Origin of the sequence: Bacillus sp. FSL R9-9834, from assembly GCF_038006905.1 — a bacterium.
Lineage (GTDB): Bacteria > Bacillota > Bacilli > Bacillales > Bacillaceae_G > Bacillus_A > Bacillus_A pacificus.
The window spans coordinates 499,682-522,500 of record NZ_JBBOWD010000001.1 but is presented as its reverse complement, the minus strand read 5'-3'; the positions used below and the strand labels follow the sequence as shown (position 1 = coordinate 522,500).

Here is a 22,819-nt window from a genome sequence, read left to right as displayed (position 1 = left end):
CATCCCGTTAAAACTTTAAAATCATGTTCCAAAAGCCATTATAGCTTCCCTTCATCCTACTCCACATTTCATATCTTATCACTCTATCACATTTTTAGACGAGTGAAAATTCTAAATTTTATGTTATATTATTATTATAGGAGCGTGGTGAGAATGGGCATTAAATATTCGAACAAAATCAATAAAATCCGGACCTTTGCATTAAGTTTAGTATTTATCGGTCTCTTTATTGCATACTTAGGAGTCTTTTTTCGTGAGAACATTATTATTATGACAACATTTATGATGGTTGGCTTTTTAGCTATTATCGCTAGTACTGTCGTTTACTTTTGGATTGGTATGTTATCTACTAAAACTGTACAAATTATTTGTCCAAGCTGCGATAAACCTACAAAAATGCTCGGTCGTGTCGACGCATGTATGCATTGCAACCAACCTTTAACAATGGATCGAAATCTAGAAGGAAAAGAATTTGATGAAAAATATAATAAGAAGAGCTATAAGTCATAAGTATATACGGAGACAATGCATCCTTACAAAAATAAACATGAAAAGGTGATTTCTTAACCAAGAAATCACCTTTTGTATTTATCCTTAATTAAATCCTCCACTGAACATTTTAAATCATTCTGAACCTAACGTAATTCCCATATATAATAAAGAAAGAGGTTGACGTAAAGCCGTCAGCCTCTTTCTTTATTATATATTACGCCTTATGACACTCTGGACAAACGCCATAAATTTCTAAGCGATGACTATTAATAACGAAGCCTGTCGTTTTCGCAGCTTCCTCTTCAAGCTGTTCCAAACCTCCATAAGGAAAATCAACAATCTTACCACATTTTTCACAAATCACATGATAATGTTGACTTGTAACATAATCAAATCTACTTGAAGCGTCTCCATAAGTTAATTCCTTTACAAGTCCAACCTCTTTAAATACACGCAAGTTATTATAGACAGTTGCAACACTCATATTTGGAAACTTACCTTCTAATGCTTTATAAATTTCATCCGCTGTTGGGTGCGTCATAGATTCCACAAGGTACTCTAAAATAGCATGACGCTGTGGAGTAATGCGTACACCCGTATTTTTCAGCATTTCTAGCGCTTCTTTTAATTCTTCTTTGACCACCGTCATGCACCCCGATTCTATACGGATTATTATTTTATAATTCTTATAAAGAGTGTACTCCTTTTCTTATAAATCGTCAATATTTCTACTATAAGTATGTGGTTTATTTTTGTATATAGCCTTATTCTTATGTATCTTTCCCTATTTTTTATGCATTTACAATAGAAAAAAAGTGCGACATAATCGCACTTGGAATACTATCATCTGAGGAGGTATGCCCTACACTTCACTTTATGTAAGACAATAAAATATGTATAGACACTCGCCTTACTTCTATATATTTTATCTCCACAATGGATTTACTTTATATAAGAAAGAACATCTTCAACATGTCCCTTCACTTTCACTTTACGCCACTCTTTTACAAGCTCACCGTCTTTATTAATAAGGAATGTAGAGCGCTCAATTCCCATGTACTCTTTCCCAAAGTTCTTTTTCAACTTCCAAACATCATACAATTCCGCTACCTTATGATCTTCATCTACTAAAAGTACAAATGGAAGTTCATGCTTCTCAATGAACTTCAGATGTCTGTTCGCTGAATCAGGGCTTACACCAAGAATAACTGTGTCCTTCTCTTGAAATAATCCATATGCATCTCGAAAATCACATGCTTCAGTTGTACACCCTGGAGTCATATCTTTCGGATAAAAATATAGAACTACATTTTTACCACGAAAATCAGCTAAGCGAACTTGTTCCCCGTTACTTCCCTCTAATGTAAATTCTGGAGCCATTTCTCCTACTGTGATCATTGTTATCACTCCTACTCTTTTCTTTTACTATAACAAATGCTTCCTTATTTTTCATTGTCTATTACAGACCTCATTACAAAAGCAAACGGTAATGTATATCCAATTAGCGCTTCTCCAATCGCAATCCACCGCCCAATTCCAATCGGAGATATGTCACCATATCCAACAGACAATAAAGTAACTGCGCTAAAATACAAACAAATTTCAACCAGTTGAAAAGAGTGAGCGTTTAAGCTTTCTCCATCCTCTTTCAAAACTGCAAAACCCATTTCCTCTAATACAACGTAACTTAATCCAAATGCAATCAATACTGTTGTATAAATCAAAAATAATGTAGCTAAATTATACAGCGAAAAAAAACGCGTTGAATCCGAATAGGAACTCCATAATAATTGGACACTCCTCAAAATAGCAATTGCTGCAATTAATAGAATAAATCCCCATAACATGTCCTCCACCTCATTTTATATGTATGAGACAGCCATTAGATTTATCCCTTAGAAACAAACAAGCTTTTATAATTAATTCCCTGCACCACGGTACCTTTTTACCCCTTGATTCCAAAGAGTAATTGCAATCGTAAAACAGATAACACCAACGAGCGGTGTTGTAAATGCATAGCTATTCCACTCTGTTTTCCTTAAAAAGTACGCTGCTGGATACACTCCGACAAACGCAAATGGTAGGACAAACGTTAAAATAAAGCGAATCACACGGTTATAAATATTAACAGGATAGCGGCCATAATTCCCTATGTTATACATTAGCGGCATAATCGAACTTTTCGCGTCCGACCAAAAACCAAGGCTTGCAAGCGTAACAAATATCCCTCCGTATACAAGTGCGCCCCCTCCTACCATCAACAAGAATAAGAAGATATCGTACCAGTAAAAAGATAATTGCAACTCCACTGCTGCGTAGCCCATTACAATCATTCCCGTAATCGCTCCAATTAAAGATTCAAGCTCCATTCTCTCTAATATAATTTGAAATAAACTATGAATCGGTCTCGTTAATATGCGATCCATTTCTCCTTTAATAATGTAACGATCATTAAAGTCCCATATGTTAAAGAAAGCTGAGAAAATGGCAAACGGCACTAAAAAGAAACCATAAATAAAGATGACTTCTTCTCTACTCCAACCTTTTAATGCTTGCGTATGTCCAAACACAACAAGAATAAAGATTAAATTAACAGCCTGTAGTGATAAATCAGAAAGTAACCCAACGATAAAATCGCCCCGATACTCCAATTTTGTTTTTATATATTGACTTGCATATTGCAAAAATAGTTTTATATATATCATCTCATCATCCCCCTTGTACAATTAGACGTTTTCTCGCCGTTCTCCACATGAGTACAATCGGAATAATAAGTACAATGGCCCAAATTACTTGGAATAATAATGCCTCATACAATTTACTTCCTTGTATACCTTCTGAGAAAATCATACTCGGAATATAACTAATAGCCTGAAACGGTAAAAACATCATTGCCTTTTGGGCCCATAACGGATAAAAACTAATTGGTAATAATAGACCTGAAAACAAATCAATAACAACACGTTTTGCATACATAATTCCGCTATTATTAAATAAGAAGAATGTGAGCATTCCCGTCATTAAATTAATTTGTGTATTAATAATAAAACTAAATATTAAAGATAAGAAGAAATATAACCACGTTTGAAAGTTCGTTGTAATTTGCAATGAAAATAATAAGGTAACGATGACCATACCCGGAATTGAAAAGAAGGCAAAGCGAAATATTCCTTCACCAAGACCTTGCATCACTTTCATCCCTAAATAGTTATATGGACGTATCAGTTCTACCGCTACACGTCCTTCTTGAATCTCCATCGCAATTTCCCTGTCTATATTATTAAAATAAAAAGCACGTGCCATCCACGCAATTGCGATATACGTAGTCATTTGCGAAATAGATAAACTTTCAATATTCTCTTTTCCGCTATAAATTGCTTGCCACAAAAAATAATATGCGCCGATATTAATTGTATAAATTAAAATCCCGCTATAGTAGTTTGTACGATACGCAAGCATCATTAAAAAGCGAATTCGAATCATTTCAATGTACTTACCCATGTTTAATACCTTCCTCATAAATGTTACGAATAATTTCCTCTGTAGACACTTCATTAATTTTTAAATCTTTAATTTGAAAGGCTTGTACCACTTTAGAAATAAGCATTGAAATAATAACTTCTTCATTCGGGATTTTGGCAATCCACGCGTTTTCCTCTTTCGCTTTCGACCAAACGACATGACTATCTGGCATAACCATTGATAAAGCCTGATAAGAAACTGGTGCGACAAACTGAAAATGTATTTCTTTCTCTGCTCCCCACTGCGTACGAAGGTTATTTAAAGAACCGTCATACATAATATTGCCTTCATCCAGCATGATAACGCGCTCACATAAAGCTTCAATATCAGTAATATCATGAGTTGTTAATAAAATCGTTGTTTTATAACGTTCATTCATTTCTTTTAAAAATTCACGTATTTTCAATTTCACAAGTACATCTAACCCAATTGTTGGTTCATCTAAAAATAATAACGGCGGATTATGAATTAATGCTGCCGCTAATTCACAACGCATTCTTTGACCTAAAGATAGCTTTCGAACTGGCTTATCTAATAAAGGACCAATATCTAACGTTTCGATCACGTGCTCCATATGTTCTTTATACTGAGCGTCTGATACACCGTACACTTTTTTTAATAAACGAAACGATTCTTGTACGGCAATATCCCACCAAAGCTGTGAGCGTTGCCCGAAAACAACACCAATCGTTCTTACAAATTCTTCCCTCTGCTTATGCGGGTTCATCCCGTTTACTAAAATGTCTCCTGATGTCGGAGTCAAAATCCCCGTAAGCATTTTAATTGTCGTTGATTTACCAGCACCATTCTCACCGATATATCCAACCATTTCACCTTGTTTCACAGTAAAAGATACATCATTTACTGCTGGTACTATTTTATAATTACGATTTAATAAATCGCGAAATGCACCCTTTAAACCTGGACGACTTGAATAGGCTGTAAATTCTTTACGTAACCCTTGTACCTCAATTACCGATTTCATAACCGGACCCCCTTCCTAAATGTCACAACGAATAGTTTACCCAACTGCCTTCTCTATCACAAACAATACGTCTTTTCGAAAAACATGTTAGAATAATACATAGATTTTTGTAAGGAGATGAATGGTAGTGAAATTCACAAAATCAGAAGCATTACATAAAGAAGCTTTACAACATATCGTTGGCGGTGTTAATAGTCCTTCTCGTTCTTTTAAAGCAGTTGGTGGCGGCGCTCCTGTTGCTATGGAACGTGGAAAAGGTGCTTATTTCTGGGATGTAGACGGAAATAAATATATCGATTATTTAGCAGCATACGGTCCTATTATTACTGGACATGCTCACCCGCACATTACAAAAGCAATTACAACAGCTGCTGAAAATGGTGTACTTTACGGAACTCCAACAGCGCTAGAAGTAAAATTTGCAAAAATGTTAAAAGAAGCAATGCCTGCATTAGATAAAGTCCGCTTCGTAAACTCTGGTACTGAAGCTGTAATGACAACAATTCGTGTCGCTCGCGCTTACACAGGTCGCACAAAAATTATGAAATTCGCTGGTTGTTACCACGGTCATTCTGATTTAGTACTTGTAGCAGCTGGATCTGGCCCTTCTACACTAGGAACTCCTGACTCAGCGGGTGTACCACAAAGTATCGCTCAAGAAGTTATTACCGTTCCATTTAATAATGTAGAAACTTTAAAAGAAGCATTAGATAAATGGGGACATGAAGTAGCAGCTATTCTTGTAGAACCAATCGTTGGAAACTTCGGTATTGTAGAGCCAAAACCTGGCTTCCTTGAGAAAGTGAATGAACTTGTTCACGAAGCTGGTGCACTAGTAATTTATGATGAAGTTATTACTGCTTTCCGCTTCATGTACGGTGGTGCTCAAGACTTACTTGGCGTAACACCAGACTTAACAGCGCTTGGTAAAGTTATTGGCGGCGGACTTCCAATCGGTGCTTACGGTGGTAAGAAAGAAATTATGGAACAAGTTGCCCCTCTTGGACCTGCATATCAAGCTGGTACAATGGCAGGAAATCCTGCTTCTATGGCATCTGGTATTGCTTGTCTAGAAGTTCTTCAACAAGAAGGGCTTTATGAAAAATTAGATGAACTTGGTGCAATGCTTGAAAAAGGAATTTTAGAGCAGGCTGAAAAACATAATATCGATATTACATTAAACCGCCTAAAAGGCGCTTTAACTGTATACTTCACAACAAATACAATTGAAGATTACGATGCAGCACAAGATACAGACGGAGAAATGTTCGGTAAATTCTTCAAGCTTATGCTGCAAGAAGGAATTAACTTAGCACCTTCTAAATACGAGGCATGGTTCTTAACGACAGAACATACAAAAGAAGATATTGAATATACAATTGAAGCTGTAGGTAGAGCATTTGCTGCTTTAGCAAACAATAAATAATCCCGCCATTAAAAGGAAAAAAGAAAGCACACCTTTCTTTTTTCCTTTTTTCTATTTCATAAATCCCTCATTAATAGTATAATTATTCATAATTATCTGTTTAATTTTATTTTATATCCTTACTATCTTTTGTATACAAGGCTGCTCACGCCTCAAATAGTAAGATTATTCAAACTTTCATAAGAGGGGGGATTGACGGATGCTCAATAAAACAAACACATGGACACCGTCTTTATTTCGAGATTACAAAAACGCGGAACACGATGCGTGTGGAATCGTTTCCGTTATGGAGAAACGAAAAATTCCTACAAAAGAAAATATTGACCTTTGCATACAATCGCTCGTCAAAATGAATCATAGAGCTGGTTTCATTAATGGCGAAGGCGATGGAATCGGTATTCACATTGATGTACCAAAATCACTTTGGAATGAAAAATTAAAAAGTAGCGGATATAATCCAACGATCGTGGATCATCCCCACTTTATCGTTGGACATTTTTTTCTAAACAAAAACGAAAATATAGTTAATTTAAAAAATCATATTCGTACACAACTAAATAACGAAAACTTTGCAATTCTTTTCGAAAGTGATGATGTAATCAACTCCGATGCACTCGGTCCACTTGGTAAACAAGAAGAACCTTTATTTTGGCAAGTTGCTCTTATCGCAGAAAATGAAGTTACAAATATTGAGCAAACATTATTTACAGTAACGATAAAAATAGAAGAAAATGAAGCGATTCATGTTGCTTCCTTAAGTCGTGATCACGTTGTATATAAAGTTCTCGGTGCTGGGGATACACTTGTTGCCTATTACAATGATTTACAACACCCACTTATTGCTTCAACTATGACACTAGGACATAATCGCTATTCTACTAATACATTATCTAACTTCTTTCGTGTACAACCATTTAGTATCCTCGGACATAATGGTGAAATTAACACAATTGCAAAATTACGCGATCAAGCTGAAATGATTCACGTTCCACTTACTGCTGGGGGCAGTGACTCCCAAGATTTAAACCGCACCTTAGAAACTCTACTTGTTCAATACAACTACAGTTTATTTGAAGCAATGGATATACTATTCCCGCCAATTATTAATGAAATTAAACTTTATGAACCACATTTACAAGATTTATATACGTATATACGTGAAGCATGGGGCCATTTTGCACAAGGTCCAGCTGGCATTATTTCACGTTATAAAGATGAAGCTGTTTTCAGCGTGGATTCCCTCGGGCTACGACCAGTATGGAAAGTAGAGACAGAAAGCTCTTATATTTTCTCTTCTGAACCTGGAGTTGTATCCCCAACTGAATATGTAGCAGAACCAAAACCACTCGCTCCAGGGGAAAAAGTCGGACTAAAGTGGAATGAACAAGATGAGCTTGTTCTTTATGAATATGACAAATACCAAGCTCAAGTATATGACCGTTTTAAAGAACGAGTGGATACTAAAGATTATCATTTAAACTTATCTACCCCTGAAACGAAAGAAATCCAAGGATTATGTGATTCTATGCAAGTTGACACAAAACAATACGTTGCTTTCGGATGGGATCGTGAACATATTCAGCTTCTTGAACAGATGGCAACAAAAGGTGTTGAACCAATTCGCTCACTTGGGCATGACTCACCACTCGCTGCACTTGATACTGATAGACGAAATATCGCTGACTTCATTAAGGAAAGTGTAGCTGTTGTTACAAATCCAGCAATCGATCGCGATCGAGAAGTTGAACACTTCTCCACCCGAACGATACTTGGCAAACGTCCAAGTTTATTGGCTGATGCTAAACAGCCATTTGTAGTTGAGATGCTTTCCCCAATCATTTTAGAAGGAAGTGTAGCACAATCTATTGTAGAAGAATTACACACAATTACGTACGAGCAACTTATACAACTATTCAATACTCATAGCTCTATCGCTACAATCTCTGCTACATTCAGTCAGGCAGAAACTTTACAATGTGCCTTAAGTCGAATTAGTTCTGAAGCGATAACAGCCGTGAACGATGGAGCTTCCCTATTATTAATAGACGATGCTGACGCTCACCTAAATGGACGATTATGGATTGATCCGCATTTAGTTACCGCGAAAGTACATCATGTATTAAGCGAAAATAAATTACGCCGAAACTGCTCTCTCGTTATACGTTCTGGTGCCCTTCGCTCCTTACACGATATCGTCACACTGTATGGATTAGGAGTAGATAGTATCAATCCATATTTACTATTTGCAACCGTAAATGATGGGACAAAAACACCAATTACGAATTTATATCATGCACTTAATAAAGGACTGGAAAAAGTCATTTCAACAATTGGAATTCATGAATTGCGTGGTTACGGTCGCCTCTATTCTTCTATCGGGTTACATGAAGAAATCGCAAATATATTGCAAATTACAAATTTCTTAGGTTCAAATGATTTAGCTTTTTCTCTTGAATCACTTGCTGAAGATGCACAAATGCGAGCGAACGATTATAACAATCCTAAAGTTAGAATGCGAAAATCTTTTCATATATTCCCGCGAATTTGGAAAGCAATCGGCGATGTTGCAAAGGGAAACTCTTATGATGATTACCGTGAAAAATTAAGTGAATTAGAAGAAAATAACCCAATCGCAATTAGACATCTTGTTCAAACGAAAGAAACAAAACATGTCGTTCCGGCTGAAGAAGTGTCCATCAGTATTCAAAATCATGATTTACCATTTATTATTAGTTCCATGTCATTCGGTTCTCAAAATGAAATTGCCTTTCGTGCATATGCAGAAGCAGCTGATCAGCTAAATATGATTAGTTTGAACGGTGAAGGCGGCGAAATTAAAGATATGATTGGAAAATATCCACATACACGTGGACAACAAATCGCGTCCGGACGATTTGGCGTAAACGCCGAACTACTCAATTCATCAAACTTAATTGAAATAAAAATTGGGCAAGGTGCCAAGCCTGGTGAAGGTGGACATTTGCCAGGTTCAAAAGTAACAGCCAAAATCGCTGAAGCGCGTAATGCTACAATTGGCTCTGATTTAATTTCACCTTCTAACAACCATGATATTTATTCCATTGAAGATTTGGCTCAAATGATTACAGAAATTAAAACGGCTAATCAGCTTGCAAAAGTAGCTGTAAAAGTTCCTGTCGTCCCTAACATTGGAACAATTGCTGTCGGTATCGCTAAAGCTGGTGCTGATTTTATTAACATTAGCGGATTTGATGGTGGTACAGGTGCCGCACGTATTCACGCATTGCAACATGTAGGGCTTCCTGTAGAAATTGGTGTGAAAGCCGCTCACAATGCTTTATTAGAAGCAAATATGAGACATAAAGTAGAAATTTGGGCTGATGGTGGTATTCGAAGTGTGAATGATGCCTTGAAAATTATGCTCCTTGGAGCAAACCGCATTGGATTTGGTACATTATCCATGATTGCAATTGGCTGTACAACTTGCCGCGGATGTCATCTAGATACTTGCCACGTTGGAATCGCAACACAGATTGAATCTGAAGCTCAAGCGAAAGAACACGGATTACGCCGCTTCGTCCCGCGTGAATTAGAAAGCGCCGTGGCTGGATTATTACATTTATTCACTACTTTTGGCGAAGAACTAAAACGATTAACAGGAAATCTCGGCTATACAAATTTACAAGAAATTGTCGGGCGTTCCGATTTATTAGAACAAGTTCGAGGCAAAAATTTATTAAACTTATGTAATTTACTACAAACGATAGAACATCCATCTGGTACAAAAACAGAACACGTACTAGAAAAACAATTTGAAACAATTCATTCTCCTCATTCAAAAGAATTAGTAGGCGTTGGCGTAGAGCAACGCGTTATGGGTGGTCTAGAATCTTGTTATCGCGTTCGTAGTAAATTATATGAAGACACGAAGCTTGAACCACTTACATTAAAGTATACGAATGGCTCGATTCCTGGAAATGGATTAGGTGCTTACAATAGTGAGAACTTATTTATACACGTAAACGGCGGCGCACAAGATGGTATTGGTAAAACCTCCTTTGGTGGTGGTATTTATATAACAAAAGCAAAAGGAAAAGACGGTCTATATTATAACGGTTCTGTCGGAAAAGGTTTTGGATACGGTGCACAAAAAGGGGCGCTATACGTTCAAGGTAACGCTGATGCTCGCGCTGGCATTCGCCTCTCTGGAGCAGACATGATAATTGGCGGACGCATGATAAAGCCACTCCGCGAAAAAGAACAAGGGAATATAGGAGCATACTCTAATATTAAAGGTTTCGCTTTTGAATATATGACAAATGGGCGCGCGCTTGTTTTAGGAGATCCTGGTCCATGGATTTGTGCTGGTATGACTGGCGGTGTTGTTTATTTACGCCATGATTCAAGCTTAGGTTTAACAGAACAGGCCTTAAAAAGAAGAATCGCAAAAGGAGCAAATGTTACATTACAACCACTTAGTAAAAATGGTGTGCAAGATGTGACCGAGTTATTACTAGATTATATCCGTGTATTAAATGAACATGAGCAATACGAGGAAGTTGCTTTATTGACACCGTTATTCGATGATATGCAGCAACAGTTTTTTGAAATCATCCCGAAAAAAGAGCAGGCTGATCCATCTATCTCAACAGAGTGATATGCCAAATTTTCATCTTCAAGAAAAAAATTGACGAAGTACACTTCTCATAGTAATCTATAGTAACAATTTGAAACCTGCTGAAATTCAGCAGGTTTTTTTACTAAAAATTGATGTTTAAAAAGAATTAGGAAAAAGTATAAAATGAATCTTAATTTCTTATTAACGTCACTAAAATATCACTTGCTAACATATTGTAATGAATGTATAGTATCATGTTGTACATTCATTATGACAAGAGAAAGGATCTTATTAAGGGTATGAAACTTGGTGCTCGCATTTTAAAAACGGGTATTGCCATCACATTAGCTTTATTTGCTTGTATTTTACTTAACTTACCGAGTCCAGTATTTGCGGGAATCTCAGCTATCTTCGCTGTTCAACCGTCTGTATACCGTTCGTATTTAACTGCACTTGAACAAATTCAAGCAAACGTCATTGGTGCGGTATTCGCTATCGCATTCGCTACTGCTTTTGGACATAATCCTTTTATTATTGGATTAACATGTATATTAGTAATTGCTCTTACATTGCAATTACGATTAGAAAACACAATATCAATTGCTTTAGTAACAGTTATCGCTATTATGGAGTATCAAGGTGAAGATTTCTTTAGTTTTGCCTTACTTCGATTTGCGACGATTATGGTTGGAATTATTGCGGCTTCACTTGTAAATTTAGTGTTTATGCCGCCAAAATACGAAACAAAGTTATATCATCGCATCGTTGATAATACCGAAGAAATTGTAAAATGGATTCGAATGAATAGCAGGCAAGCTTCTGATTTTACAACATTAAAAACTGATATTGATCGTATGAAAGAAAAAATGATCAAACTAAACCATTACTATTTGCTGTATAAAGAAGAAAGAAGCTATACGAAAAAAGTAAAGTTCGCAAAAATTCGTAAGCTTGTTTTATTCAGACAAATGTTAGCGACGACAAGTCGTGCTTTAAGTACGTTAAAATCATTACATCGTACTGAAAACGAACTGCGCTATATGCCAGAAGAATTCCAGGAATCTATTCAGAACGAACTTGATTCATTAACACATTATCATGAACAAGTTTTATTAAAATTTATTGGTAAAGCAAAAAAACAACAATCCGTTGAAATGCTTGATGAAGTTGAAACAGGTAAACAGGAATTAATTGATATCTTTATGGAATATCAAAACAAGGATGATGAAGAGGCATATAAAACATGGCTACATCTCTTCCCTCTTATTTCTGCTATTATTAACTATAGTGAAGAAGTAGAGCATTTAGATTTACTTGTGGATAGCTTCTACACATACCATAAACCAGAAGCAGAACTCAAAATCGATGATAAAAAAGAAGACGAATAAAAAACAGCTCCTTTTACGCTAAAGGAGCTGTTTCTGTTATATGTTGAAGTTGATATAAATTGTGGTAATATCCTCTTTTTTTCATTAATTCTTCATGAGATCCTGTTTCTTTAATTTCACCATCTTCAATGTAAATAATCGTATCCACATGCGTAATCGTCGCCAATCGATGTGCAATTATGATCGTCGTTCGATCAGCAGCTAACGTTTGAAGCGCCTCTTGAATATATCGTTCATTTTCTAGATCCAAAGCGGAAGTCGCTTCATCTAATATAAGTAACGATGGATTCTTTAAAAACACGCGTGCAATCGCTACACGTTGCCTTTGCCCACCAGATAACTTCACACCGCGTTCCCCGACGACAGTATCATAACCATCAGGTAACTCAATAATAAAATCATGAATTTGCGCAGCTTTGGCAGCTGCAATTACTTCTTCCTCTGTAGCTTTCGGATTCCCATATAAAATATTTGCCCCGATTGTATCGCTAAATAACAAATTATCTTGCAGTACAATTCCAATATGACTACGTAAATTTCTCATATCATACTTTCTAACATCTATCCCATCTACATAAACTGTGCCTGAAGAGACATCATAGAAACGCGGGATTAAACTAGCAAGAGATGACTTCCCTCCCCCACTCGCTCCTACAAGTGCTACCTTCTCTCCTGGCAATATAGTTAACGAAAGGTTATGTAATACCTCTTTTTCATCCGAGTTGTAACGAAAAGATATATTATCAAATATCACTTCACCATTTAATTTTTTCGTTTGTACCGCACCTTGTACATTCACAATATCGTATTTTTCGTCTAACAGTTCAAACACCCGATCCATCGATGCGAAAGACTGTGTTAATGTCGTAGAGGAATTGACAAGGCGGCGAAGTGGACTATACAAACTATCCATATATCCAACAAAGGCAACCATAGTTCCTAAGGTTAACTGCCCCTGAATCACTTCATACGCCGCAAAACCAATCACGAGTAACGGCCCTAAATCTGTTAACGTATTTACTGCCGAAAATGTTCTCGCCGTCCAACTCGTATGTGTTAACGCTTTCGTCAAAAATTCATTATTTCTTTTTTCAAATTGCTTCCCTTCATACTCTTCTAATGCAAAGCTACGTGTCACTTGCATCCCTTGAATACGTTCATGTAAATACCCTTGCATCGTTGCTAACGCTTGTGAACGCTCTTTCGTCAATTTTCGAAGACGCCCGAAAAAATATTTCACTGCCACTACATAAATAGGTAAAATTAATAGCGCAACAAATGTCAATTTTATATTCATAGAAAACATAACAATGATAGCGATAGCAATTGTTGCCGTGTCTAACCAAACATTCATCAAACCAGTAATTACAAAATCCTTCGTTTGTTCTACATCATGAATGACACGCGAAATAATCTCCCCTGTTTTTGTATTCGAATAATAACGTAAACTCAACTTTTGTAAATGACCAAAAATATGTTTTCGCAAATCATATAGTATTGTATTTGCGATACGCTGCGCAAAATATTGACGATAATATTCAATCGGTGGTCTTAACACTGCAAAAATAAAAAAGGCAATCCCAATCGCTGTTACTAGTTGGGACGTCTTATCTTGAAGTGACCCTCCGCCCTGAATGACATCATCAATAATATACTTTAATAACCACGGCATAATGAGCGGGATGCCGAATTTAACTAGACCAATCATAATCGTAATAGCAATAAGCCATCGATATGGTTTAACAAATTGCAAATATCTTTTTATACCTTGCACATAATCCCCCCTCTAATAGGACAAACCTGCGGGGAAATCCCCTGCAGGTTTGTTTTAATTTCTGTACATTAAATATCTCTCATACCACATATCTACAAAGTCTGGTGCGAATGGCCCTTTTCTTTGATGAATCCATTGTGTTAGTTGTGCTACATTTCGTTTTAAAATCGTATCAATTACAGGTGGATATTGCATAATTTGACTATGTTTTTCATATTCATCTTCATCTAAAAGTGTATATGTCATATCTGGATACACTTTAATATCTAAATCATAATCAATATACTTTAACGCTTCAGAATCATATGCAAAAGGTGAGCTTAAATTACAATAATAATATACGCCCTCTTCCCTTAACATTCCAATCACATTAAACCAGTAGTTTGCATGAAAATAACAAATTGCTGGTTCACGAGTAATCCATGTTCGGCCATCTGATTCTGTCACTACTGTACGATCATTTGCTCCGATCACAAGACTTTGTGTCCCTTTTAAAATCGTTGTCTCTTCCCACATTCTATGAATGGAGCCATTATGTTTATAACTATGTATTTGTACTTTTTCTCCTTCTTTGGGAAATCCCATATATGCTCCCTTCCTTCAACTGCAAATGCCCTTTGAACTGCATTCACTTTTTTTCTATTATAACTTTTTTGTCGAAATTTTAAAACTAAAGCGATAAGACTCTATGTTTCACACTGAATACCATATCCATAGTCTTTCTTAGGGGATGGGGCCAAACGAGGAAAGGAGAATAAAGTGAAACTTTAATCAGTGGGGGTCTTACTGCTCATTAAAGTGGGATAAAAAAAGTCCTTCCTCATTTCCATGTACAGAAGGACCTTTTACCTAAAGGCAACAATATATCTTATCCTAAATTTGAAATCATTTTTTCAGTTTCAAAAGATTGAATCACACTATTTGTTTGCTCTTCAAATTTCTCATGTAATAACTTAAGTGCTAATTCTGTTCTATATATTTCTTGGCGAATAAAATGTAATTCCTTTTTATCGCACGTATCCTTTTCGCTCATTTCAATTTGCTGATACTTCTCTAGGTGAGCTTGTAACTTCAACAACTCATCCATCGTTTCCAATTGCTCTCCTACCAACTTATCAAAATCGTTCATTACTTACCCCCTTTTGGATTTATTTATCAGTTATTATTTCCTCATTACATATTTCTAATCTTTAACTTCCTTCTCCTTTGACTACATTTGTTGACTTATTAGAAGTTATGTCGTTCGTTTTATTTTCATTACCATGACCAAAGCACAAAGAAAACACTTCTCCCGAATTAGAGAAGTGTTTTTCTTTCATTACTGATTTGAACTAGAAGATTGTGATTGTTTTGCAGCTGATTGTGCATTTTGTTTTTTCACAGCATGCACGTCTGTTTCAGTTGCAAATTCAGTACCATAACTAGCGTTTGCACTTTGTGCACCAGAAGCTTGTGCTTTCTTTGCTTCTGATTGTGCGTTTGCTTGTTTTACTGCTTGCACATCTGTTTCAGTTGAAAACTCTGTACCATAACTAGCATTTGTACTTTGAATGCTAGCACCAGAAGTTGCCTTGTTATAACCTTGTTGTTTTTTACTCATCTTTCTCACCTCCACAACCAATAATGTAACCAATTCACTTAGAAGCTATCCGTGATTTTCTTTTTTTAATCTCCGTATATATCTCTTGTCACTCATTCAAACTATAGAAAATGGAGGTGGAAATATGTATATAGGACGCGATATGACTGAACTAACGATGATTTCAAAAAATGAGTGGAAAGAAGATGAATTAGCTTATTTTCATCATTCATTACAACAGATTCTGCCGTATTTAAATACAGAAGGTCAAAGTATTTACAAAGAAATTGTAATAGAAATTGAATCAAGAGGTGGCTTACAAGAGGGTGATGCTAGTTGGACTCATGGGACAAAAATTTCTTACGATTAAAAAAAGTGTTCCCAATCTAGGGAACACTTTTTTGTTTATCCCGCTTTAATGGACAGTAAGACCCCCACCTCAAAATGCAGCGAAAGCAAAGAAGTTAGGTGGGGGGGGCGGGCTGCCCATTAAAGTCCGATTGGTGACGGCTAATAATCAGTGGGGGATGAAGAAAACCCCCACTGATTAAAGTTTCACTTTATTGCATTGTAATTTTCTCAACACAACTCTCATAAATCGTACGATGCGATTTAGAGAAAGGTAATTGCTCAAATGCTTCTTTCGATACAATTTTCAATGTATCTGTTTCAACAATGTCACCAGTTACTTTTCCGTAAAATACGAATATATCCCAAGTGCGATGTGTAAAAGTATGTTGTACATTCATTGCGTATTCTTCAATAGAAATCGAAAGCTCAAATTTTTCTTTCATATAATCTATAAGCTGTTCCTTCTGATTACGAATCCCTTCGCCAAGTTCAATATTCGGAAACTCCCACATATTGGCTAATAAACCGGTACTTGGACGTTTATTAATGACGTAACGACCATCTTCTGTTTGAAGTACTCCTGCAACAATCGGTACCATCGTAGGGGCTTTCGCTTTACTTTTTACTGGTAATTCCTTTTGAACACCTTCAGCATATCCCCTGCAATGCTCACGTACAGGACAAAGTAAGCATGCTGGATTTTTAGGAATACAAATCAGTGCTCCTAATTCCATCAAACCTTGATTAAAATAAGATGGATTTTCAGCCGAAATAATTTCACGCACAATCTCTTCAAACACTTTTCTCGTTTTCGGTTTTGCAATGTCATCCCATACTGATAAAATGCGAGATAATACACGCATAACATTTCCGTCAACTGCCGGCTCTGGTATACCATATGCGATACTTAAAATAGCACCTTTTGTATAGGGACCGACTCCCTTTAATTTCTCAATCTTCTTTACATCACTTGGCACAATCCCGCCATATACTTCTTTTACTTCTTTTACGGCTGCATGTAAATTTCGCGCTCTAGAATAATACCCTAAACCTTCCCATGCTTTTAACACTTCTTCATCATCAGCATTTGCCAAAGCTTCTAGAGTAGGAAACTTCCCCATGAAATTTGCGTAATATGGTTTTACAGCTTCTACCCTAGTTTGCTGCAACATAATTTCCGAAACCCAAACACGGTATGGATCTTTATTTTTACGCCACGGTAAGTCGCGTTGCTCTTTTTCAAACCAACCAATTAAATCATTTTGAAACTGCTCTATGTTAAAATTATTTAATATTTCAAGTGTCAAACTTGGTCCCCCTCATTTTTTTGCATATAAGTACTATTATAAAGATTTTAGGAAAAAATTTAAGTAAGATGACATAGGAAATAGAAGGCAAAGGACTTGAGGTATCGAATAAAAAGAGTTACATTAATAAAAAACGGAGGTGGATTTCTATGGACACAGCCACTCACCTTGTTATGGGCGTTACTCTAGGCAGTTTGGCCACGTTAGATCCAGCCATAGCACAAAGTGATATTGGGCCACAAGCAGTTATGCTTGCTACAATTGCCGGCTCCAATATTCCTGACATCGATACAGTTTTAAAATTGCGTAATAACGCTAAATATATAAGAAATCATCGTGGGATTACTCATTCCATTCCTGCAGTGATTCTTTGGTCTTTCCTTATAAGTGGCATCTCTTTCGCCTTCTTTTCAGACGCTCCATATTTGCATCTACTACTTTGGTCCTTTATTGCCGTCTTTCTTCATGTCTTTGTAGATATTTTTAATGCCTACGGTACACAAGCATTACGGCCCTTCACAAAAAAATGGGTAGCGCTCGGCATCATTAATACATTTGATACCGTCATTTTCTTTATCCATATACTCGCAATTGCTTGTATGCTCGTAGGTTCCCATAAAGGATATACTGCCTTAGCTGCGTATATATTAATGATCGTTTACTACATCGGACGGATTATGATGCATAGAAATATAAGAAGCGTTGTACAAAAACGTTTCAAAAATGTTGAGAAAATAATCATTTCTCCTTCTTATCGATTTTATCATTATCATTTAGCAGTCGTTACAACCGATTATTACTACGTTGCTAGATGGCATCGCGGTAACATCATGATTTATGATAAGTTCGATCGGGTACCGTTCCCAGATAATGCTATTATGCACGCAGCTAAACAAGATGAAAACATCTCAGCATTTTTATCTTTCTCCCCTGTATATCGCTGGGACATTTTCGATTATGATCATTATTATGAAGTTCGATTCATTGATTTGCGATATCGCAGTAAAGACTATTATCCATTCGTTGCGATCGTTCAACTCGATCATAATTTAAATATTATTAGTTCCTATACAGGATGGATTTTTAGTGAAGAAAAACTTCGAAAAAAACTTGAGTTACTTCCACATTAAAAAAAGCGACTTCAGTCGCTTTTTTTAATGTTTCAAATGATCTTCTTGATTGATTAGATGGCTATATTTCGGATTATTTGTACGCATTTCATGAAGGCGTCCTCCATGATTATTAATCCATGATCGCACAACTTGTTCAGTCATTTCTTCTCCTTGATAACGACCTGATTTCGCATAAGTCGTTTGAAAATCTTCCCATAGTAATTCAACCCACGCACGAGCTTGCGCGTAAGAAAGCTTGTCATTTTTGTCTAATAGTTCTTTCGTTAATGCTTCATAAATATCATTCATGTTCTAGTCTCCTTTACCTAATTATCCCTTCATTTCTAAAGGATAGTTTCTTCTATTTTGCACATTCTATAATTGATACTTCTTCAAGAGGTATCAACTGATGATGAGGAGGGCGTTCGCAATGGGTAAACAAGCCGAATTTTGGTCTGAGTCAAAAAACAACAGCAAAATCGACGGTCAACCGAAAGCGAAATCACGCTTCGCTTCGAAACGACCTAACGGCACAATTAACACGCACCCACAAGAACGTATGCGTGCTGCAAATCAGCAGGAAGAGTAGTAACAAAGTAACTTAACTTCCTACACGAGGTGATAAAGATGAGCTACCGTGATCGCTTAGATAGTCGTTCTGAATTATTTAACCATACGTGGACTCGTCCGAAACATGCAAAAGCGCAAGTTAACGGACAGACGCAACAAACCCAGTCTCTCATTATATTGGCGAATGAATGTAAAAAACGCCAATTTTAGAATCTCCTATCTCCTGTAACGCCTACCAAAGATGAAAACCAGAGAGATATTCGCTCTCTGGTTTTTATTTTTCTTGCAATAAAGAAATCGGTATTCCAATCTCTTCATTATCATTTTGCTTATGTCCCCAAGCAAATACCCCATTGAAATACGTAATTTCAAATAATATACCAGGTTCTTCTACTAATTCATATGTCTCACCGATATGGAATTTGTTTATGTCAGTCATATAAGCGCGAGCCATTGCTATCTTTCGCATTAATACATCGAACTCATTTACAATTCCAAGTTGCTCAGCTTTTATCGCTTGCTCTTTCAAAACCCCAATTTCTTCCCTTAGCTCATATGGTGTCATTTCACTGTAGCGTTTTGGCATATTCATTTTGTTCCCTCATCCCTCTTCGCGTTTCATTTGTAAAAATATCTCTATCTCATCAATAGAGAATCCTTTACGATATAACGCTTGTTTCATCTTATTTTCAAATGTCCATCCATCATACTTCTTATATTTCTCATAATATTTATTCCCATGATAGTGTAACGCTTCTTGTTGCTTTTCGTCATCTTTTTCGTCTTTCAATTCTTCCAAACAAATTTGAATCACATCTCTAGAATATCCTTTACGAACAAGCATTTCGTCTAACTTTAGCTTCATTTGTAAAAAGGAATGCTTTTGATAAGATTTCTTTTTCTTTTCTATAAGAATTAAAGCATTCTCAATTTGCTTTTCCTTCGGATATTCTTGTAAACTATGCGTAATAATTAGATCCTGAACACCTTTATTTAACAACTCTCTTTTAATAACCGTTGGACCTTTTCGATTCACATTACTTTGTGTTCTCGTATATAAAATAGCATACTCTTTATCATTAATATATCGGTCATGTAATAATTTCGAAACGACTTCAGAGATGATGGCTTGTCCCACTTCTTTTTTTCGTAAAAAATCTTCTATTTCTAGTTTCGTTCTCATTTGATAGGATAAATAGGAAATTGCTTGTAAATATGCTTTTTGTACCTCTTCATTGTACAAAATATTTCCTAACGCTATTTCATCAATTTCTAAGCCCTTTTGTAATCCGTGTTTTATTAAGATTACTTCATTCACACTAAATCCGTATTCTTCACCTTGACCTTTATCGATATAAATATTAAACCGTTCTTTCGATCGTTTTTGCACTTCTATTTTTGTAATGACAGCCATACTCTCACCTCTCTATTATTTTAACATAGTCAAGGAACGTTTTTGCTTTTCAAGAATATATATAATGAGGAGGAAATAATTGTGAAAATCGCAATTTCTGGTGGTACCGGTTTTATCGGTAAATACCTTTCTACTTTTTTTATTCAAAAAGGATATACTGTTTACATTCTCTCGCGAAAAAAAACTGCTGAAACTTCCGATCCTAACCTTCAGTATGTACAATGGACACCAGATTTACGAACCTTCCCCCTCTCTTCTATTGATGTAGTTATTAATCTAGCTGGAGAGTCTATTAATAGTAGATGGACAAAGAAACAAAAGAAAGTCATTTTAAACAGTAGAATTCAAACAACAAAAGGACTCATTAAACAATTGCAGGCACTCCCTACAAAACCACACACATTTATTAACGCAAGCGCAATTGGATACTACGGAACGTCTGAAACTGAGTCTTTTACAGAACAGCATGTGACTCCTGGAAATGACTTTTTAGCAAATACAGTATATTCATGGGAACAAGAAGCATCTAAAGCACGTTCTCTCGGAATACGAACAATCTACGCAAGATTCGGAGTCGTCTTAGGGCCAGACGGAGGAGCTCTTCCAAAGATGCTACTTCCCTATCAATTTTATATCGGAGGTACAGTCGGGTCTGGAAACCAATGGTTATCATGGATTCATATAAATGATGTCGCTTGCATGATTGATTTCATCATACACAAAGAAGAAATTGATGGACCTCTTAACATTACAGCTCCCGAGCCTATAAGAATGAAGGAATTTGGAGAAATCATTGCAACTATCATAAAAAAACCTCATTGGTTACCTGTCCCTTCATTCATGCTTCATGCTTTACTTGGTGAAATGAGCATACTTGTACTAGAAGGGCAACATGTATTACCTAGTAAAGCAATTGAGCATGGGTATCAATACACATTTCCGTCAATAGACCATGCATTACAAAATATACTTTCGCATACAATGTAGTACTTCTAAAACACAGTTTTACAGAGGGCCCTTTCAAAACTTTCATTTTCTAGCATCCGGAGCATTATTACACAAATAATCTTTCAGTTACTTTCCTTTACATTCCATTAACATTATAAAGTAACAGAAATGAGGTACCTATGAAAATATTGCTCAAACAAGCCATTGTCTATCCTATTACATCCCAAAAATTTCAAGGGGATGTACTCGTTACAGGAGAAAAAATTGCTGAGGTCAAGCCTTCCATTCAACCTACTCAAGATATGACAGTTATAGACGCACGTGCTCTTCATCTCTTACCTGGATTTATTGATGTCCATACCCATCTTGGTCTCTATGATGAAGGTACTGGTTGGGCTGGCAATGACGCAAATGAAACATCTGAAGTTTCAACACCACATATCCGTTCTTTGGACGGAATTCACCCTTTTGATATTGCATTTCAAGATGCGGTACAAAATGGAATCACAACTGTTCACGTTATGCCAGGAAGTCAAAACATTATCGGTGGTACGACTTGTGTAATAAAAACAGCTGGAACTTGTATTGATCATATGATTATTCAAGAGCCTGCTGGCTTAAAGATTGCCTTTGGAGAAAATCCTAAAAAGGTCCATAGTAATGGCACAAAAGAGTCCATTACGCGTATGGGAATTATGGGATTACTTCGGGAATCATTCTATGAAGCACAGCACTACGGGCATGAAGCTGATTTTCGAATGCTTCCTATCTTAAAAGCATTACGCCGTGAAATACCCGTACGTATCCACGCTCACCGAGCAGATGATATTAGTTCTGCTCTACGCTTTGCAACAGAGTTCAATCTTGATTTACGTATTGAACATTGTACAGAAGGACACTTTATTGTTGAAGAGCTTTCAAAACACAATTTGAAGGTTTCAGTTGGCCCCACGCTTACACGCCGTTCTAAAATCGAACTAAAAAATAAAACATGGGATACTTACCATATATTATCAAAAAATGGAGTGGAAGTTTCCATCACAACAGATCACCCCTATACACCCATTCAATATTTAAATGTTTGTGCTGCTGTCGCAGTAAGGGAAGGATTAGACGAAAAAACTGCACTAGAAGGAATCACTATATTTCCAGCGCGAAATTTACGTTTAGAGGATAGAATTGGAAGCATTGAGACTGGAAAAGACGCCGATCTTGTGCTCTGGACCCATCATCCTTTCCATTATTTAGCCAAGCCTGTACTAACTATGATTGATGGAAAAATAATTTACAAAAAAAATAAAAAAAACTAGTTTATTTTTTTGACTAGATAAAGTATTATACGATTATAAACTGA

Annotated in this window: 24 protein-coding genes; 10 read left to right on the top strand and 14 right to left on the bottom strand. The window is 36.3% G+C overall.

The annotated features are described in order from the left end of the window. Window positions 1-153 precede the first annotated feature (153 nt). Window positions 154-510: a YgzB family protein gene (locus MKY00_RS02675; RefSeq protein ID WP_016716394.1), complete on the top strand. Its 357-nt coding sequence runs from the start codon at window positions 154-156 to the stop codon at window positions 508-510. Window positions 511-706: 196 nt separating this feature from the next. Here the strand turns inward: MKY00_RS02675 and perR are convergent, their stop codons facing one another. From perR to MKY00_RS02645, 6 genes are all read right to left on the bottom strand, one after another. Further along, window positions 707-1,135, bottom strand: coding sequence for a peroxide-responsive transcriptional repressor PerR (gene perR / locus MKY00_RS02670; RefSeq protein ID WP_000237834.1), 429 nt, complete (start codon window positions 1,133-1,135; stop codon window positions 707-709). Between the two features lie 299 nt (window positions 1,136-1,434). Continuing rightward, a complete protein-coding gene (gene bcp / locus MKY00_RS02665) occupies window positions 1,435-1,890 on the bottom strand; it encodes a thioredoxin-dependent thiol peroxidase (RefSeq protein ID WP_000633721.1) in 456 nt (151 codons plus the stop codon). Between the two features lie 44 nt (window positions 1,891-1,934). Beyond that, on the bottom strand, window positions 1,935-2,339 hold the full coding sequence (locus MKY00_RS02660; RefSeq protein WP_000964350.1) for a potassium channel family protein: 405 nt from the start codon (window positions 2,337-2,339) through the stop codon (window positions 1,935-1,937). Window positions 2,340-2,411: 72 nt separating this feature from the next. Further along, window positions 2,412-3,197: an ABC transporter permease gene (locus tag MKY00_RS02655; RefSeq protein ID WP_016716393.1), complete on the bottom strand. Its 786-nt coding sequence runs from the start codon at window positions 3,195-3,197 to the stop codon at window positions 2,412-2,414. Window positions 3,198-3,201: 4 nt separating this feature from the next. Beyond that, window positions 3,202-3,993, bottom strand: a complete 792-nt coding sequence (locus MKY00_RS02650) for an ABC transporter permease (RefSeq protein ID WP_000521517.1) — start codon at window positions 3,991-3,993, stop codon at window positions 3,202-3,204. Continuing rightward, window positions 3,986-4,999 (bottom strand): ABC transporter ATP-binding protein, encoded by a 1,014-nt coding sequence (locus MKY00_RS02645; RefSeq protein WP_000843645.1) that lies wholly within the window; start codon window positions 4,997-4,999, stop codon window positions 3,986-3,988. Before MKY00_RS02645 ends, MKY00_RS02650 begins: the two co-directional genes overlap by 8 nt. A 121-nt stretch (window positions 5,000-5,120) precedes the next feature. On the opposite strand from MKY00_RS02645, the gene hemL reads away from it, so the two are divergent. From hemL to MKY00_RS02630, 3 genes are all read left to right on the top strand, one after another. Further along, the gene (hemL, locus tag MKY00_RS02640) at window positions 5,121-6,425 is read left to right on the top strand and encodes a glutamate-1-semialdehyde-2,1-aminomutase (protein ID WP_074585684.1); all 1,305 of its coding nucleotides are present in this window, start codon (window positions 5,121-5,123) and stop codon (window positions 6,423-6,425) included. 199 nt (window positions 6,426-6,624) lie between these two features. Next, window positions 6,625-11,061: a glutamate synthase-related protein gene (locus MKY00_RS02635; RefSeq protein WP_341034396.1), complete on the top strand. Its 4,437-nt coding sequence runs from the start codon at window positions 6,625-6,627 to the stop codon at window positions 11,059-11,061. 260 nt (window positions 11,062-11,321) lie between these two features. After that, window positions 11,322-12,410: an aromatic acid exporter family protein gene (locus MKY00_RS02630; protein WP_000765784.1), complete on the top strand. Its 1,089-nt coding sequence runs from the start codon at window positions 11,322-11,324 to the stop codon at window positions 12,408-12,410. A gap of 13 nt (window positions 12,411-12,423) precedes the next feature. Here MKY00_RS02630 and MKY00_RS02625 read toward each other — a convergent pair whose 3' ends face one another. The 4 genes from MKY00_RS02625 to MKY00_RS02610 all read right to left on the bottom strand — a co-directional run bounded on the left by MKY00_RS02625 (window position 12,424) and on the right by MKY00_RS02610 (window position 15,784). Further along, the gene (locus tag MKY00_RS02625) at window positions 12,424-14,184 is read right to left on the bottom strand and encodes an ABC transporter ATP-binding protein (protein ID WP_016716390.1); all 1,761 of its coding nucleotides are present in this window, start codon (window positions 14,182-14,184) and stop codon (window positions 12,424-12,426) included. 54 nt (window positions 14,185-14,238) lie between these two features. After that, window positions 14,239-14,769 (bottom strand): nucleoside tri-diphosphate phosphatase, encoded by a 531-nt coding sequence (gene ntdP, locus MKY00_RS02620; protein ID WP_000506628.1) that lies wholly within the window; start codon window positions 14,767-14,769, stop codon window positions 14,239-14,241. 283 nt (window positions 14,770-15,052) lie between these two features. Next, entirely contained in the window at window positions 15,053-15,313 is a 261-nt protein-coding gene (locus tag MKY00_RS02615) for a YgaB family protein (protein ID WP_000997582.1), read from the bottom strand. A 189-nt stretch (window positions 15,314-15,502) separates the two neighbouring features. After that, entirely contained in the window at window positions 15,503-15,784 is a 282-nt protein-coding gene (locus tag MKY00_RS02610; protein ID WP_000039045.1) for a gamma-type small acid-soluble spore protein, read from the bottom strand. Between the two features lie 124 nt (window positions 15,785-15,908). Here MKY00_RS02610 and MKY00_RS02605 point away from each other — a divergent pair, with 124 nt between their 5' ends. Beyond that, window positions 15,909-16,133 carry a hypothetical protein gene (locus tag MKY00_RS02605; RefSeq protein ID WP_000275435.1) on the top strand — a complete coding sequence of 75 codons (225 nt, stop codon included), beginning with the start codon at window positions 15,909-15,911 and terminating at the stop codon, window positions 16,131-16,133. 190 nt (window positions 16,134-16,323) lie between these two features. On the opposite strand, the gene mutY is transcribed toward MKY00_RS02605, so the two are convergent. Next, window positions 16,324-17,421 carry an A/G-specific adenine glycosylase gene (gene mutY / locus MKY00_RS02600; protein ID WP_000171402.1) on the bottom strand — a complete coding sequence of 366 codons (1,098 nt, stop codon included), beginning with the start codon at window positions 17,419-17,421 and terminating at the stop codon, window positions 16,324-16,326. Window positions 17,422-17,570: 149 nt separating this feature from the next. Here mutY and MKY00_RS02595 point away from each other — a divergent pair, with 149 nt between their 5' ends. Continuing rightward, window positions 17,571-18,551, top strand: coding sequence for a metal-dependent hydrolase (locus MKY00_RS02595; RefSeq protein ID WP_000379130.1), 981 nt, complete (start codon window positions 17,571-17,573; stop codon window positions 18,549-18,551). Window positions 18,552-18,575: 24 nt separating this feature from the next. Here the strand turns inward: MKY00_RS02595 and MKY00_RS02590 are convergent, their stop codons facing one another. Next, a complete protein-coding gene (locus tag MKY00_RS02590) occupies window positions 18,576-18,842 on the bottom strand; it encodes a YfhJ family protein (protein ID WP_000998157.1) in 267 nt (88 codons plus the stop codon). 121 nt (window positions 18,843-18,963) lie between these two features. Between MKY00_RS02590 and MKY00_RS02585 the strand changes: the two genes are divergently transcribed. Together MKY00_RS02585 and MKY00_RS02580 are read left to right on the top strand one after the other, a co-directional pair. Next, the gene (locus MKY00_RS02585; protein ID WP_000517891.1) at window positions 18,964-19,122 is read left to right on the top strand and encodes a small, acid-soluble spore protein K; all 159 of its coding nucleotides are present in this window, start codon (window positions 18,964-18,966) and stop codon (window positions 19,120-19,122) included. Between the two features lie 38 nt (window positions 19,123-19,160). Next, on the top strand, window positions 19,161-19,313 hold the full coding sequence (locus MKY00_RS02580; protein ID WP_000122093.1) for a YpzG family protein: 153 nt from the start codon (window positions 19,161-19,163) through the stop codon (window positions 19,311-19,313). 64 nt (window positions 19,314-19,377) lie between these two features. Here MKY00_RS02580 and MKY00_RS02575 read toward each other — a convergent pair whose 3' ends face one another. Together MKY00_RS02575 and recX are read right to left on the bottom strand one after the other, a co-directional pair. Beyond that, window positions 19,378-19,695 (bottom strand): YfhH family protein, encoded by a 318-nt coding sequence (locus MKY00_RS02575; protein WP_001057035.1) that lies wholly within the window; start codon window positions 19,693-19,695, stop codon window positions 19,378-19,380. A 9-nt stretch (window positions 19,696-19,704) separates the two neighbouring features. Further along, on the bottom strand, window positions 19,705-20,517 hold the full coding sequence (gene recX, locus MKY00_RS02570; RefSeq protein WP_000268520.1) for a recombination regulator RecX: 813 nt from the start codon (window positions 20,515-20,517) through the stop codon (window positions 19,705-19,707). Window positions 20,518-20,598: 81 nt separating this feature from the next. Between recX and MKY00_RS02565 the strand changes: the two genes are divergently transcribed. Both MKY00_RS02565 and MKY00_RS02560 read left to right on the top strand, forming a co-directional pair. Next, window positions 20,599-21,504, top strand: a complete 906-nt coding sequence (locus MKY00_RS02565; RefSeq protein ID WP_016716388.1) for a TIGR01777 family oxidoreductase — start codon at window positions 20,599-20,601, stop codon at window positions 21,502-21,504. Between the two features lie 140 nt (window positions 21,505-21,644). Continuing rightward, on the top strand, window positions 21,645-22,775 hold the full coding sequence (locus MKY00_RS02560) for an amidohydrolase (protein WP_000698310.1): 1,131 nt from the start codon (window positions 21,645-21,647) through the stop codon (window positions 22,773-22,775). The last annotated feature ends 44 nt before the right edge of the window (window positions 22,776-22,819 follow it).

What these genes read in the sequence shown, in the direction of transcription:
- MKY00_RS02675 (WP_016716394.1), top strand. Translation starts at nt 154, where the DNA reads ATGGGCATTAAATATTCGAACAAAATCAATAAAATCCGGACCTTTGCA.
- bcp (WP_000633721.1), bottom strand. Translation starts at nt 1,890, where the DNA reads ATGATCACAGTAGGAGAAATGGCTCCAGAATTTACATTAGAGGGAAGT.
- MKY00_RS02660 (WP_000964350.1), bottom strand. Translation starts at nt 2,339, where the DNA reads ATGTTATGGGGATTTATTCTATTAATTGCAGCAATTGCTATTTTGAGG.
- MKY00_RS02655 (WP_016716393.1), bottom strand. Translation starts at nt 3,197, where the DNA reads ATGATATATATAAAACTATTTTTGCAATATGCAAGTCAATATATAAAA.
- MKY00_RS02650 (WP_000521517.1), bottom strand. Translation starts at nt 3,993, where the DNA reads ATGGGTAAGTACATTGAAATGATTCGAATTCGCTTTTTAATGATGCTT.
- MKY00_RS02645 (WP_000843645.1), bottom strand. Translation starts at nt 4,999, where the DNA reads ATGAAATCGGTAATTGAGGTACAAGGGTTACGTAAAGAATTTACAGCC.
- hemL (WP_074585684.1), top strand. Translation starts at nt 5,121, where the DNA reads ATGGTAGTGAAATTCACAAAATCAGAAGCATTACATAAAGAAGCTTTA.
- MKY00_RS02635 (WP_341034396.1), top strand. Translation starts at nt 6,625, where the DNA reads ATGCTCAATAAAACAAACACATGGACACCGTCTTTATTTCGAGATTAC.
- MKY00_RS02630 (WP_000765784.1), top strand. Translation starts at nt 11,322, where the DNA reads ATGAAACTTGGTGCTCGCATTTTAAAAACGGGTATTGCCATCACATTA.
- ntdP (WP_000506628.1), bottom strand. Translation starts at nt 14,769, where the DNA reads ATGGGATTTCCCAAAGAAGGAGAAAAAGTACAAATACATAGTTATAAA.
- MKY00_RS02615 (WP_000997582.1), bottom strand. Translation starts at nt 15,313, where the DNA reads ATGAACGATTTTGATAAGTTGGTAGGAGAGCAATTGGAAACGATGGAT.
- MKY00_RS02610 (WP_000039045.1), bottom strand. Translation starts at nt 15,784, where the DNA reads ATGAGTAAAAAACAACAAGGTTATAACAAGGCAACTTCTGGTGCTAGC.
- MKY00_RS02605 (WP_000275435.1), top strand. Translation starts at nt 15,909, where the DNA reads ATGTATATAGGACGCGATATGACTGAACTAACGATGATTTCAAAAAAT.
- MKY00_RS02595 (WP_000379130.1), top strand. Translation starts at nt 17,571, where the DNA reads ATGGACACAGCCACTCACCTTGTTATGGGCGTTACTCTAGGCAGTTTG.
- MKY00_RS02590 (WP_000998157.1), bottom strand. Translation starts at nt 18,842, where the DNA reads ATGAATGATATTTATGAAGCATTAACGAAAGAACTATTAGACAAAAAT.
- MKY00_RS02585 (WP_000517891.1), top strand. Translation starts at nt 18,964, where the DNA reads ATGGGTAAACAAGCCGAATTTTGGTCTGAGTCAAAAAACAACAGCAAA.
- MKY00_RS02580 (WP_000122093.1), top strand. Translation starts at nt 19,161, where the DNA reads ATGAGCTACCGTGATCGCTTAGATAGTCGTTCTGAATTATTTAACCAT.
- MKY00_RS02575 (WP_001057035.1), bottom strand. Translation starts at nt 19,695, where the DNA reads ATGAATATGCCAAAACGCTACAGTGAAATGACACCATATGAGCTAAGG.
- recX (WP_000268520.1), bottom strand. Translation starts at nt 20,517, where the DNA reads ATGGCTGTCATTACAAAAATAGAAGTGCAAAAACGATCGAAAGAACGG.
- MKY00_RS02560 (WP_000698310.1), top strand. Translation starts at nt 21,645, where the DNA reads ATGAAAATATTGCTCAAACAAGCCATTGTCTATCCTATTACATCCCAA.